The sequence below is a fragment of the Collinsella sp. TF08-11AT genome, assembly GCF_003437035.1.
Taxonomy (GTDB): Bacteria; Actinomycetota; Coriobacteriia; order Coriobacteriales; family Coriobacteriaceae; genus Collinsella.
Map to the genome: position 1 here is coordinate 1 of NZ_QSRL01000022.1, position 14230 is coordinate 14230.

Sequence of the window (14230 nt, forward strand, 5' to 3'; positions counted from 1 at the left end):
CTTCCTCTGAGAAGTTCGCGAAGCCCACTTCTCAGAGGAAGGCGCCCGCCCGGAGGCGGCCCCAGCGCGAGACCGTCCCGGATGCTATTCGTTGTCGCCGGCAGTTAGCTGCGTTGCGGAGAGCGCGCCGTCGGCTGCGGTTGCGGCAGCGGCGTCGGGCCAGACCCAGTCGGTAAAGGCCGGGTGATCGAAGCCCTCGTCGCACGCGAACTCAAAGGCGTCGGTGCGGAAGGCCTCCCACTCATCAATCTGCTCGGCAAACTTATCGGCGTCGACCATGCGCAGCACGTCGGCGGCCAAAGCCCAACGGTCCATGTTGTTCAGGCGCAGCATGTCGAACGGCGTGGTCGTGGAGCCCTTCTCCTCGTAGCCGTGGACGCGGAACGCGTCGTGTCCGGGGCGGTTCCAGATCAGGCGGCGAATCGTGCCGGCATAGGCGTGGAACACGAAGAGCACGGGCTTCTCGCCGCAGCCAAACAGCTCAGCCCAGCGCTCGTCGCTGATGGCTTGGTCGTTCTCGCAGACGTTCTGAATCTTGAGCAGATCGACCACGTTGACGAACCATACCTTGATGCCCAACTCGCGCAGCATATCGGTTGCAGCCAGAGCCTCGAGCGTCGGCACGTCGCCACAGGTGGCGACCACGACGTCGGCCTCGGTGAGTGAGTCAGCGGTCGATGCCCACTTCCAGGTTGCGGCGCCCTCGGCGAGCTCGGCCTTTGCCTCGTCGACCGTCTGGAAGGTCGGGGCGGGCTGCTTGCCGCAGAAGATCGCGTTGACGCAGTCGGTGGACTGGTAGACGCGCTCGGCCACGGCGAGAGCCATGTTGGCGTCGGCCGGATAGTAGGCGTTCACGATGTGCGTGTCGTTGGCCTTGTTGAGTAGCAGGTCGATAAAGCCGGGGTCCTGGTGCGAGAAGCCGTTGTGGTCCTGACGCCAAACATGGCTCGACAGCAAAATGTTGAGGCCGCTGATGGGGGCACGCCACGGAATCTCGCGCTTGGTAGCCTCGAGCCACTTGCAGTGCTGGTTGACCATGGAGTCGACCACATGGACAAAGCTCTCGTAGGAGCTCCACACGCCGGAGCGGCCGGTGAGCACATAGGCCTCGAGGAAACCCTCGCACTGGTGCTCGGACAGCTGCTCGACAACCTTGCCGGAGCCAGCGAGCAGCTCGTCGTTGGCCTCGTCCTCGTAGAAGCCGGCATCCCACTGCTTCTTGGTCACCTTATAAGCGGCCTGCAGGCGGTTGGACGCGGTCTCGTCGGGACCGAAGATGCGGAAGTCGTCCATGTTCTTGGCCAGAACGTCGGCAGTGTACTCACCAAAGACGCGGGCAGCCTCGGTGGAGCCCCAACCATGGCCCTTCTCGGCGACGGGAATCTCGTGGGCGTGGATATCGGGCAGCTCGAGCTCGCGACGCACCTTGCCGCCGTTCGCGTTGGGGTTGGCGCCAATACGCAGCTCGCCGGTCGGCATAAAGGCCGTTACCTCGGGGCGCACCTGGCCCTCGGGCGTAAAGAGCTCCTCGGGCTTGTAGGAGCGCAGCCACTCGCGCAGCACGCGGAAGTGCTCGTGAGTGTCCTTGGCGCTTGCCAGCGGCACCTGATGGGCGCGCCAGGAGTCCTCGGTCTTCTTGCCGTCGATCTGCTTGGGGCAGGTCCAGCCCTTGGGCGTACGGAACACAATCATGGGGTAGGCCGGGCGGACCACGGTCTCGCCCGCGGCAGCCTGGGCCTGCGCGGTGGCCTTGATGTCACAAATCTCGTCAAAGACCTGCTCAAACAGGGCGGCAAAGCGCTCATGGATGCTTGCGTGGCTCTCGTCGTCAAAGCCGGCGATAAAGAAGTGCGGCTTATAGCCCATACCCTCAAAGAACTTGGTGAGCTCTTCGTCGGACACGCGGGCGAGGATGGTGGGGTTGGCGATCTTGTAGCCGTTGAGGTGCAGGATCGGCAGGACGATACCGTCGGTTGCCGGGTTCACGAGCTTGTTGGACTGCCAAGAAGTCGCGAGCGGGCCGGTCTCGGACTCGCCGTCGCCCACCACGGCCACGGCCAGCAGGCTCGGGTTGTCCATGACGGCACCGTAAGCGTGGCTGAGCGTGTAGCCGAGCTCGCCGCCCTCGTGGATGGAGCCGGGCGTCTCGGGCGCAAAGTGGCTCGGGATGCCGCCGGGATAGGAGAACTGGCGGAAGAACTTCTGCAGGCCGGCCTCGTCATTGGTGATGTCGGGGCGGATCTCGCGGTAAGTACCGTCGAGCAGCGACTGGGCGGTGCCGGCGGGGCCACCGTGACCCGGGCCCATCAAGAAAATGGCGTTCTGGTTGTGATCGGCAATAAGGCGGTTGACGTGGCCGAACAGGAAGTTGATGCCAGGCGTGGTGCCCCAGTGACCAACCAGGCGATGCTTGACGTCCGGACGACCGAAGTCGCGCGCCTCGCCAGTCTTATCGTCGACAAAGTCAGCGCGCATCAGCGGGTTGGAGCGAAGGTAGATCTGACCGACGGACAGGTAGTTCGAAGCGCGCCAATACAGATCGACACCCTCGAGCTCGGAAGCCGGCACCTCGTGCCCCAGCTTTTGCCACGGCGTCCCCAGTGTTTTAGCCATTGTTTATGTCCCTTCGCTGCGCGGTCACCCTCCGATACGGCAACCATTCGTTGGGACTAGTATATTTGCTAAAACGTTTTATCATGGTGAAAAAACGTTTTACCATCTCTATCAAACACACCAATTGGCAAAACGCAACATTCACCTGCGGCATTACCTGTCACAGATGCTCCACATTCGATCTTCTCGAATTGATAAACATGTTTAGTTGTATTTAGTAAGTTCTAGAACGCTGCCCTTCACAATGAGAGCAGGCTCCAGAACCACTTCTTCGGCACGCCTGCCGCCCTTGCCGGCAAGACGTTTGGACATGCAACCAAAGGCATGCTCGGCAAGCACGCCCGGATCCTGCTCGATCGCGGTCAGCGCCGGCTCAAAGAGAACGTCGGCAGCCGAGTTGTCATAGCTCACCACCGAGATATCGCCCGGGATGCTCTTCCCCATCTCGTGCAAGCGCTTGAGCAAACCGAGGGCGATGTTGTCCGAACTTGCGAACACGGCGGTGGCATCGGTTGCGAGCACCGCCTCCGAGGCCTCGTAGGCACTCGGAATGTAGTACTCGCTCTCGAACTCCAAGCGCGCGTCGATGGGCAGGCCAACCTCGCGCAGCGCGCGTTCATAGCCGGCAAGTCGCTTGCGGCCCGTATTGGAGCGGCGCGCGTTAACCAGGCAGGCGATGCGACGGTGGCCCTGCTCAATCAGATATCGGGTAGCCATGTAGCCACCCATCTCGTGGTCGAACATCACCTTGTCGCACTCGAGCCCCTCAATGGCACGGTCGACCATTACGGCCGGGATGGGCAGGTGGCTGACTTCTTCGCGCAGGGCGCGGTCGTCGGAGAACTCGTCACCTACCACCAGGAAGACGCCATCAACGCCGCGCGTCACCAGCTGGCGCAGCAGCTCCAGATCGTCATCGGCGCTTCCGCCCGAGCTGGTAATAAAAAGCGCGTAGCCGTCCTCGCGGCAGCGCTTTTCCAAGCTGCCGGCGAGCGAGGCGAAAAAGCGGCTCTCGATGTTGGGGACGATAAGGCCCAGGGTGCGCGACTCGCGCATGACCAGGCTGCGCGCGATCTGGTTGGGAACATAGTGATTGCGCGCCGCAACCTCCTTGATGAGTTTGCGGTTTTCTTCCGAGATGCGACAGGGCCGATTATTGAGAACAAGCGAGACCGACGAAGGGGAAAGCCCCACCTCTTGGGCAATCTGCTTGAGGGTGACTTTGTTGGCCATCTCGCTCCTTCCGGGTTTACGCGCAATCTCTTGAAAGTATAGCGACTGCCCCTCTACCTCGATGATAAACACTTTATCAATCCGGTGGACGGCAGTTTTATCGCCGCCAGCGCACCAAATACATCTGGGTGGGGTATATTGCAATCGATTGATGAGAACGACCACCAAAAGGCGGATATTCGTATGCACGAGAACGACTTTTTTAACGAGGACCTGCTGTGCGCGCTCGCTGGCGTTGCCGGCGAGGACAACGTGTTGATGAGCGAGCCCATGCGCGAGCACACCACGTTTAAGATCGGTGGCCCGGCCGATGTCTTTGTCACGCCCGATACCGAGCAGGGCCTCGTCGCCACGCTTGACACCTGCTATCGCTGTGATCTGCCGCTCACCATCGTGGGCAACGGCTCGGACCTGCTCGTCGGAGACAAGGGCATCCGCGGCGTCGTCGTGGCGCTGGGCGAGGGCCTCTCCGACATTACGGTCGACGGCACGCACGTCACGGCGGCAGCCGGCGCCTTGCTTTCCGATGTCGCAGCCGCGGCAGCCGAGGCCGGCCTTACCGGCATGGAGCCCATCTCGGGCATTCCCGGATCGGTCGGCGGTGCCTGCTACATGAACGCCGGAGCATACGGCGCTTGCATGGCCGATGTGCTGGAGTCCGTGCGCGTCTACAAGCCCGCCCGCATGCTCGACGACGGCACCCGCGGTAGCGGCAGCATTATTGAGTTCGATGTCGATGAGCTCAACCTGGGCTATCGCAAGAGCCGCATTGCCGACGACGGTTTCGTCGTGCTTTCGGCCACTTTCAATCTCGCCCCGGGCAACGCCGCGACGATCAAGGCCGACATGGACGACTACCGCCAGCGCCGCGAGGACAAGCAGCCGCTCGACATGCCGAGTGCCGGCTCCACCTTCAAGCGCCCCGAGGGCTACTTTGCCGGCAAGCTCATCATGGACGCCGGCCTGCGAGGACACGCCATCGGCGGCGCGCAGGTGAGCGAAAAGCACTGCGGCTTCATCGTCAACGCCGACCACGCCACCGCCGCCGATGTCGACGAACTCATCCGCCACATCCAAACAACCGTCAAAGACCAATTCGACGTAGACCTCGAACCCGAAGTCCACCGAGTCGGCGAATTCCTCTAAAAAAGAAGGCCCCGAAAGGGGCCTTCACTTTCTTTTATTCAGACAACCAATCCGGTGCGTAGCGCCCCGAACCCGAGAGGGCCGCGTGCCCGCCCGCAATATATTTGATTGATCGCGAGTTCCGCACGCAAAGAAGGCCACTTAATGTGGCCTTCGTCTTGCGCAGGACTGCCCGAGCAGGCAATCAAATATATTGCGGGCGGGCACGCGGCCCAGTCGGCTTTACGACAGCGCAATACCGCCAAGCCAGCCCCAACGCACGCCAGAGCCAGTACCATAAAAGCTAATGAACGAATCAAGCGACTTAGACGTAATGGCGCCCTCGTTGCTCATTACGATGCCGCCGCCAACGTAGATACCCACATGACCGTAGATAAGGCCCGGAGCACCCGTGCCGCTGTGCGAGGAATCGGCCACGATCATGCCCACCTGCAGCGCCGAGCGGTCGGAGCTATAGCACCAGGCGTTGAACATGTCACACGCGTTGCCGCCAAAATAGCCCACGCCGGCATTGCGGAAGACATTGGTAACCCACGCCGCGCACCAGTTCTGACCCGGCGAAGGCGTGGAGTAGCACGCGTTGACGACGGCCTGCTGCTTGCCCGAGCCGGCATTCTGCTGCGGAGTTCCGGGCGCATACGATCCACCGCCCGAGCTCGAACCACCCGAGTAGGAATTGTTCTTGTTCGCGGCGGCCGCGGCAGCGGCGGCCTTCCTAGCGGCCTCCTCGGCCTGGGCGGCAGCGAGAATCTCGGAATCGCGCTGAGCCATGAGCTCCTTGACGTCGTCGGAAAGACCGTTCAGCACGGTCTGGACTTCTTGCTGCTTGGCCTGCATATCCTGCATCTGAGCCGTCTGCTGGTCCTTGAGTTTCTCCAGGTTGGCCTTTTGTGCTTCGAGCTCGGTCTTCTGCGCGTCGAGCTCAGCCTGAATCGTCTGGATATCCTCGATGGCATCGCGGTCGCTCTTGTTGATCTTCTCAACGTAATGCGCGTTGGCGACGAGTTCCTCAAACGAGCCAGAGGCCAGCAGCAGCGACAGGATGTTCGTACCGCCGGACTTGTAGCTGGCGGCCACGCGATCGGAAAGGTCGTTGCGCTTCTTCTTGAGCTCGGCCTTCTTTTCATCGATCTGGGCCTGCGTGTCGTCAATCTTGCCCTGGACATTCTCGATGTCGTTGAGGGTCTGGGCATTCTTGTTGGCCAGCGCCGCATACTCATTTGCGATGCTGTCGAGCTGGGCCTGAACCTCGTCGAGTTGGGCCTGGGCGGCATTCAGTTTGTCGGTGGTTTCTTGACTGGCCTCAGCCGCATGGGCGCGGGCGGGCAGGCCAAAAAGAACAGCCGCAGAAGCGGCGCCGAAAAGAGCCTTAAGGGCAGTGCGGCGCGAAAGCTCCTGCGTAAAGATGGAATCGTTGTTTGGTGACATATGTACTCCGTTACATGCTTATTTATATGTCGCTCAACTCAAACATATTAACGCACATCGCGCTTGTCCCAACTATTTCCACGAACGGCTGGAAAAGCATGGTCAGCGGCTCGCAAATACGTCCCACACCAAAGGTAAGGATTATGCAAATAACACCCTATGAGTACGTTAACATCAATCCTCTGGTTTTCCTGCCCCGCGTGTTTTGGGCGCCCCCAGCTGCGCTATACTCCCCTCAAGAAGTGTTCCTGATTCGATAGGAGACTACATGTCCAAAGCACTCGACCCCAAAGACACCTGCGTCCTCGTTACCGGCGGCGCCGGCTTTATCGGCTCGCACACCGTCGTTCAGCTGCTCGAGGGTGGCTACCAGGTTGTCGTCGTCGATGACCTCTCCAACTCCAGCGCCGTTGCCATCGACCGCGTCAAGACCATCGTGGGCGACGAGGCCGCCAAGAACCTCACCTTCTACGAGGCCAACGTGCTCGACCGCGATGCGATGAACAAGATCTTCGATACCCACCAGATCGACCGCGTCATCCACTTCGCCGGCTTTAAGGCCGTTGGCGAGTCGGTGAGCAAGCCCGTCGAGTACTACCACAACAATATCGAGAACACCCTGGTGCTCATCGATGTCATGCGCAACCACGGCTGTAAGTCCATCATCTTCTCGAGCTCTTCGACCGTCTACGGCGATCCGGACAATCCGCCCGTCACCGAGGAAGACCCCAAGAAGCCCGCGACCAACCCCTATGGTTGGACCAAGTGGATGATTGAGCAGATCCTCATGGACGTCCACACCGCCGACCCCGAGTGGGACGTCGTGCTGCTCCGTTATTTCAATCCCATCGGTGCCCATCCGTCGGGCCTGATCGGCGAGGACCCCAAGGGCATCCCCAACAACCTGGTGCCCTACGTCGCCCAGGTCGCCGTCGGTAAGCTCGAGGCCGTTCAGGTCTTTGGCAACGACTACCCCACCCCCGACGGCACCGGCGTGCGCGACTACATCCACGTGTGCGACCTGGCATCCGGTCACGTTGCCGCCCTCAACTGGATGAACGGCAAGACCGGCGTCGAGATCTTTAACCTGGGCACCGGCACCGGCACCTCGGTACTCGAGGTCGTCGCCGCCTTCTCCAAGGCCTGCGGCAAGGAGCTGCCCTACGTGATTCGCGAGCGCCGTGCCGGCGATATCGCCGCCAACTGGTGCGATGCCTCCAAGGCCGAACGCATGATGGGCTGGAAGGCCCAGTACGACATCGCGGACATGTGCCGCGACAGCTGGAATTGGCAGAGCCATAACCCCAACGGCTTCGCCGACGCCGAGTAGCCACTCCCCCGTGCTAGGTTTTGTGGCATGCCTCAAAACCTAGCACGCGACATGCTCGGCACATGCCGCTTCCTGCATGGGTAGATTTCTAGACATGTCCCAAAAATCTACTGGCCCCGGCCTCCAATGTGAGGTCGGGGCTTTTTAGGAACTCGTTCTCGAGCTCGAGCTCGCGCATGCACTTGCGGCCGCCGCGACCGGGTGGTTGGTCAGCTCCTTCTTCCTGACCGTCACCCATCTTCCCAGGGTCTTCTCGTTGATGCCGAGGTCGGCTGCCACTTGGGCGATGGGCTTCCCCGACGCGGCGGCGAAGTCTGCGGCCTCGGCGCGGTACCCCGCTGTGTAGGAGGGCCCGTCTGCCATGACTGACACTCCTTTCTTTTTGGCGCTGAAACGATTATCGCCGCTCAACGCCATTCCTCTAAGTCAAGTGTCCTTGAATACGATACAGTTCAAATGGACGAGGAGAATCTGGCGCTCCTCTCGATGAGCCCGGAGAGGTCCCTGGTCGTCACCTTCCCCCGCGCGAACGCGAAGCGGACGGCGGCGAGCCATGTCCTCACCGCGCGTTCCATTTAGGGAGTCCTCGAGAAGTCGATCTCTCTGTGCGATAATCGAGCTATTGAGTCTCGCGAGTTTAGAGCTGGTGATATGCATTGAAAATCAAGATGAAAAACATCGGCAGGGTCGCTGAGGCCGATATCGAGATTAATGGTATTGCCGTGATCGCCGGGGAGAACGGGACGGGGAAAAGCACGGTTGGAAAAGCGCTTTATGCGGCCTTCAACAGCATGTCCGATTCGGAGAACAAAATCGACCGCATGAGGCGCAATAGTGTTGAGCGCGCCATCAGGAAGGCATATGTGGGAAGCCCTCTCGACTCCACGTCTCGCCACAGGCGAACTGCTGGAAGAATGAATAGTTTCATCGACAGGGTTTTTTCGGGCGAGTGCACGAGGGACGAGCTTATTGATGAGATAAAGGAGTATTACGGGGAGGAGATCTCCCGTGAGATCGAATCCGATTTCACGAATGGCGTAGCAGGAGTTGCCGATCAGATTATCGAGATCATGGATATCTCCGATGATGAGGTATTTCGTGCGATTGCGACAAACAGGTTCCGAAGCGAGTTCAACGGCCAGATCAATTCGGTTTTCGGCGAAGAGCCCGGGAAGGTCGAACTCCAGATAAAGGACGCATCTACGGTTTTCTCGGTTGCAAGTGACGAGGTGGCGGAGGTGCACGATAGGAGGGTTTTGCGATTCAGGGCGCATTATCTGGACGACCCGTTCCTGATCGATTCTCTCGGAGGACCCTACGGCCCCGCTTTTCGGTTCAAGCCCCTCCTTGGACACCAGGAGGAGCTGCGGCAAGATTTGATTCAGGCGACCATCCGTAACGATGACAGCGAGTCCTCGCTGTTCGAAGAGATCGCGAAGGAGCGACACCTGAAGGTTCTCATGGACAAGGTTTCCTCCTTATGTCCGGGGCATTTCGAGAGGAGCGAAAGTCGCGGTCACCTTACGTATCTCGAAGAGGGCTTCGCTCGGGGGTTGGAGCCTGGGAACCTTTCTGCTGGCTTGAAGACGTTCGCCATCATGAAGGTGCTCTTGAAGTCCGGCGCGCTAGATGCCGGAGGGACTATTATCCTCGATGAACCCGAGATTCATCTTCATCCTGCATGGCAGCTGGCCTTCGCCGAGATAATCGTGCTGCTCCAGAAAGAGCTCGGGATGCACGTCTTAATGAGCACCCATAGTCCATATTTCCTGAATGCGATCGAAGTGTATTCTAAGAAGCACGCTGTTGATGGATTGTGCTCATATTATCTTGCGGAGACCTGCACTGATGGACGCTCTCGCTTTGCCGATATAACCGGCTCGACTGAGGTCGCCTACGAGAAGCTGGCGGCTCCTTTTGATACGCTTGAGAGGGAGGAGTACGGCCTTGAGTAGCGACCTGTGCGCCTCCTGCCCTCATCCGAACTCTCCCGCGGTGCCAGATGGCAGCGATGGTTGCTCCCGTTGCAGGACCTGTATCCTAAGGGACTGCACGTCGACCATCTCCAAAACATCCAGAGACGGGAGCGTCTCTCTTGTGGATGACGATTTGCCTGTTGTCAATTTTGACTCTGTTAAAGAATGCTACTGCAAGAAGGTCAATAGGTGGATGCAACTCCCGCGCTCCGCCGATGCGCTGTATTGCGATCGGGAAACGTTATATCTAGTCGAATTTAAAAACGGCAGTCTGAAGGAGACGCTGGGGAAGAGGCTCAATCCCAAGGATGACGAAGAGCTTGGTATCAATCTTGGCCAAAGGGACGCCCTCATCGAGAAGTGCAAGGACAGCGTTTTGATCTGCTCGGACCTGTGGGGAAAGAGGACGAGATGGTTTCGCGAGCACTGCGTCTTTGTTTTGGTATACAACGAGGACAAGAACAAGACCGCGTTGAAGCGGGTTGCCAGCTCGATTAGGAAAAAAGCGCGTTTTGGGCTTCCTGACAAATTGAAAGGTTTTTGCGTGAAGGATGTCTTGACGCTAACCGAAAAGGAGTTTTCGACATCGCTCCTTTCAACTTGGCGAGACGCAGAAGAAATCGCGGAGGTCGACGCGTAGGAGACCGAAAAGCATCCGGTGGCTATTTGCTCCCGATATCGATCGTTCGTCTGCAGTCGGTTTTCTTTCCGCTGCGCCCGCCAGTTTGCGATGAGTCGCGCACCGTGTGAAGCTCAACACGGATGAAATACAAATATAATCCCCCCCTTGCACTGTGTTGATAAATATTGCTCGTCGAACTCATCTGAACTGGGCTTTCTTGCATAGAACTGCCTGAACCTGAGCGTTTTCGGGTATCGCATTGCCCGATCGAGCACCATCGCGACCTTCTCAAGCTTGTCCTCGGGCGGACTCATAGCCACAGCCCCGCATGTCGTCCCGGTTGGAGCCGGGATGAGCCCTCAGGAAGCACTGCATGAAGTAGCGCATCCGGTTCACGGGCCCCAGCGGGTTCTGGCCGTCGGGAACGCCCTTGAGCAGCTTCGCGTTGTAGTGCTGGCTCTTCAGTGACAGATTGTTGACGGGAGCCGTGTGGCGCCCGGCTCCATGTCGTGGATGAGCGTGGAGCCGGGCGCCACACGGCTCCCGAACGTCGCCAAGGTCTTCGCCCTGCTTGTCTTGCCAAGGCCCTCCCGGATGAAGATTGAATTGCCTGGCTCATCGCAGCCGAGCGCGACACGGCCTCTACCCGAGACCATCATCTCTACACATAGCCCATCATTCGACAAGAACGCGCAGTTTGTCCTGCATAGGCGCATGGTGTCCCCCTCCGCCGCAAGAGGTGAGCAAAAGAGAGGCTCCCCTCGCCACTACCGGACAAAGGGACCTCTCTGGGGAAACACGCTATAAAACCTTCTTGCCGGGCGGTCGAGTACAGCACCGACGGCGTACCCGTGGAGACCTACCCAGAGCCCACGCCATTTCAAGTTTCTTGGTCTTCAACGCCACAATCCGATAATCATCCAGCCGTCGAAATGACCTCGTCACAGGCGGCAAGCATCTCCTCGTCATGAGTGACAACGATTACAATATGGTCTCTCTTAATTTCATGAAGCAATTTGATCAGCGCGCCTCGACTCTTCGCATCAAGTGCTGAGGTCGGTTCATCAAAAAGCATAACGTCCGGCGATTTCAACAGCTGTCTCACAATTGCAATCTTTTGCTTCTCGCCGCCGGACACCCCTCCTTTCCCGCCGTCAAGCATCGCCGTTGCCCCGTTCTCCACAGAAGCAACCATTTCGTCTAGCCCCAATATGACAAGCATCCGATTCAGCTTATCCATCTCGTAATCATCAGAAAGCAGCGTAAGATTATCGAGAATCGTCCCCTCAACGATAGGGGGTTCTTGCTCCGTAATGCTGACTCGACACCGCCGCAATGCATATCGATCGATGCAACGCTGTGACACCCCGTTGTAGCGAACGGCCCCTTCTGTGTCATCTGGATATAGCCCCAATATCACTGACAGCAGCGAGCTCTTCCCCGAACCATTCGGCCCCGAGATTCCATATAGCCGACCCCTGGAAAACGCGAGCCCCTCAATGCTTAACGCGACCCTTTCCGCCCCTGGATAACGTAGCTTGATGTTCTCTAGACGGATTTCCTCAATCGGACCAAGCGCCAATTTGCCATTCGCTTCCACCGGGACATCCCAAATTCTTTTCAGCCGCTCATAGCATACGCGATTAGTCTGGTAATCCCTTCCCCAGCCCAACAAATACTGTACCGCTGAGCTTAAGTTCGAATAATATCCAACAGCAGTCACGAGAAAACCAGGCAACAGTCTCCCGCCCATCACTTCAACCGCGCCCACAGCAAGAAGACATCCTTGAGCGGCGGAAGCGACCAACGCGTTGCCAAAGGTAAATCTAGACCCTACTTCCTGATTTGCTCTCATCGTTGGATAGAGCCCATTAAAAGCTTCGACCAGTACAGCGCGGGACCTATCGAACAAAGCATGTTTGCGGATGAAATCAACTTTCTCCAACTGATCTTGTAGACAGGAAAAAAACCTCGCGCTCTGCTCTTGTACGTCAAAACTTCTCTCAAACAGCCTTGCGCGTGAAACCGCATAAAAAGCGGCACTCGCTGCCGCAAGAACAAGGCAGACCACACTCAACTTGATATTCAGGCTACCGAGAACAAACAGGGCGGACAAAAGGGTGATAACGTTGCTTGAAACCCCCACAACCGAGTTGATTACGAAGATGACAAGGTCATTAGCGTCGTGATTGATTTGCTGGTTATAATACGACGCGTTGAAGCCCTCGAAGAATGCCTGGGGAAGGTGCTTCACGTGCTCAAGCGTATCCGCATTTAAGCCGAACCCCGCATGCGACTGAAGGTTGATGTACAGCATCTCTGAGCAATACACTAGTCCCGCTCGAACCGCTTGGACCGCAACCAAAATAAGGCAACAAACGAGAACGGCGGCAAGATCGGCGCTGGCCGGCATCGCCAATCGGTTTACCACTATGCCGGTAAGAAAGGGACCCGCAAGCGCAAGCAGCCCGACCAAAACTGTTACGACAAGATAGGCGTAGAATCGACCGCCCAGTATATATTTTCTACAGAGATTAAGCATCAGCCTCATTTTGCCCCGCACCCCGTTTTGCCGTATTCATCATCTGGGAGAGCAGCATTTTTTGCTCGGCATCATACCGGAAGGAAACGCAACGTTTCCCCTCACCGTTTAAGGCGTGGTTGGGGCACCCTCCCATGCACATGGGAAAAGCAAAGCACTCTTGGCATTCCGGGTCATCCGGCTCATATGCCATCCAGTTAATCATGTTCTTGCTCAACATTGGCGGCTCGAAAATAGTTCCGACCCTCCGCTCCTTCATTCCAATGTCATCCCAGCACTTATACAAATCTCCGACGGGATCAACCACGTACGAGTTGATTCCAACGGCGCAACATATCCCGAAATTCGTCCCACCAAAAGGTTGAACTTTGAAGCCCCGCGCAATTGCCCTTTTATAAAACTCAGTCTCCTCATACGAGAACTCTTTTACAGTAAAGCAGTGGCTGTCGTTCGCACATACCTGATTGATATCGTCAACAGGGGCTAAATAGAAGTGAACCTTATTCATCAGGCCATTTAGCTCGAGATAATCCAATAGCTCTTGAGCGGCCTCGATGTTGGTCTTGTCGACGTTGCTCCTTATCGAAATATCGATGATGTCGGCACACTCTTTGACGTTCTTGAGAATACGTTCGTATGTAGGGCTTCCGTCGTGAAGAATCCTTCTCGAATCGTGATCCGACTTCGATCCATCTATAGTCACTTGCGCGCTCGTCACACCACATGCCGCGAGCCTCCTTGCAACATCAGGCGTCAGCAGATAGCCATTTGTCACTATCGATGCGGAATATTCACACGTTGGCCCCACGACATCTTTCAGATCCGACGTAATCCGTTCGATCATCTTCATTCCGAGCAGAGGCTCGCCGCCGTACCATCCAACTGAGAGACTTGCGATACCAGGATAGTAATCTTTCACGAACTTGGAGAGCTGTGTCAAAACCTCCTCGCCCATCGTCGTGTACGCCTGTCCCTTTTCATAGCAGTAGGGACAGCAAAAGTTGCAAGCCATCGTTGGCGCAATGGTAAGGGACAGAGCAGTATTCGCAAAGCGCGCGGCGCGACTTTGCAACCTGATCTCCCCAAGCTCGTCCCTCTCCTCATTGACTAGGATGCCTCCCCTTATCAGCTCCGCGACAAGATCATCGGCATCCCGAACGTCCCCTTCTTGAATCCTTTTGAATTTCTGCGCGTATTCCGGATTTAACGACAGGATGCCGCCGGTTCGCGCATTCATGATAAGAAGACTTCCGTTATGTTCATGCACCACATTAAATTGCGACAGTTTGGTTGATTTTCAATCTCAACGCAACAGCCTGAACGGACCCCGCGTTTCCGCA

At 57.6% G+C, this 14230-nt stretch carries 10 protein-coding genes; 4 read left to right on the forward strand and 6 right to left on the reverse strand.

Annotation, left to right across the window (positions count from 1 at the left end; translation table 11 throughout):
* Positions 1 to 84: 84 nt before the first annotated feature.
* Together DXC79_RS09720 and DXC79_RS09725 are read right to left on the reverse strand one after the other, a co-directional pair.
* Positions 85 to 2613 (reverse strand): phosphoketolase, encoded by a 2529-nt coding sequence (locus tag DXC79_RS09720; RefSeq protein ID WP_117636047.1) that lies wholly within the window; start codon positions 2611 to 2613, stop codon positions 85 to 87.
* A 204-nt stretch (positions 2614 to 2817) separates the two neighbouring features.
* Positions 2818 to 3846 (reverse strand): LacI family DNA-binding transcriptional regulator, encoded by a 1029-nt coding sequence (locus DXC79_RS09725; protein WP_055252182.1) that lies wholly within the window; start codon positions 3844 to 3846, stop codon positions 2818 to 2820.
* Positions 3847 to 4029: 183 nt separating this feature from the next.
* Here DXC79_RS09725 and murB point away from each other — a divergent pair, with 183 nt between their 5' ends.
* On the forward strand, positions 4030 to 4992 hold the full coding sequence (gene murB, locus DXC79_RS09730; RefSeq protein WP_117636048.1) for a UDP-N-acetylmuramate dehydrogenase: 963 nt from the start codon (positions 4030 to 4032) through the stop codon (positions 4990 to 4992).
* A 222-nt stretch (positions 4993 to 5214) separates the two neighbouring features.
* Here murB and DXC79_RS09735 read toward each other — a convergent pair whose 3' ends face one another.
* Positions 5215 to 6420, reverse strand: a complete 1206-nt coding sequence (locus DXC79_RS09735) for a hypothetical protein (RefSeq protein WP_117636049.1) — start codon at positions 6418 to 6420, stop codon at positions 5215 to 5217.
* Positions 6421 to 6688: 268 nt separating this feature from the next.
* Between DXC79_RS09735 and galE the strand changes: the two genes are divergently transcribed.
* Positions 6689 to 7750, forward strand: coding sequence for a UDP-glucose 4-epimerase GalE (gene galE, locus DXC79_RS09740; protein WP_117564856.1), 1062 nt, complete (start codon positions 6689 to 6691; stop codon positions 7748 to 7750).
* 144 nt (positions 7751 to 7894) lie between these two features.
* On the opposite strand, the gene DXC79_RS09745 is transcribed toward galE, so the two are convergent.
* Positions 7895 to 8113, reverse strand: a complete 219-nt coding sequence (locus DXC79_RS09745) for a transposase (protein ID WP_117584253.1) — start codon at positions 8111 to 8113, stop codon at positions 7895 to 7897.
* A gap of 293 nt (positions 8114 to 8406) precedes the next feature.
* On the opposite strand from DXC79_RS09745, the gene DXC79_RS09750 reads away from it, so the two are divergent.
* On the forward strand, positions 8407 to 9705 hold the full coding sequence (locus DXC79_RS09750) for an ATP-binding protein (protein WP_117856218.1): 1299 nt from the start codon (positions 8407 to 8409) through the stop codon (positions 9703 to 9705).
* 142 nt (positions 9706 to 9847) lie between these two features.
* Positions 9848 to 10366, forward strand: a complete 519-nt coding sequence (locus DXC79_RS09755; protein WP_124786586.1) for a hypothetical protein — start codon at positions 9848 to 9850, stop codon at positions 10364 to 10366.
* Between the two features lie 898 nt (positions 10367 to 11264).
* On the opposite strand, the gene DXC79_RS09765 is transcribed toward DXC79_RS09755, so the two are convergent.
* Both DXC79_RS09765 and DXC79_RS09770 read right to left on the reverse strand, forming a co-directional pair.
* Positions 11265 to 12899, reverse strand: coding sequence for an ABC transporter ATP-binding protein (locus tag DXC79_RS09765; RefSeq protein WP_084591801.1), 1635 nt, complete (start codon positions 12897 to 12899; stop codon positions 11265 to 11267).
* On the reverse strand, positions 12883 to 14127 hold the full coding sequence (locus DXC79_RS09770; protein WP_117636050.1) for a radical SAM/SPASM domain-containing protein: 1245 nt from the start codon (positions 14125 to 14127) through the stop codon (positions 12883 to 12885). Before DXC79_RS09770 ends, DXC79_RS09765 begins: the two co-directional genes overlap by 17 nt.
* Positions 14128 to 14230: the final 103 nt, after the last annotated feature.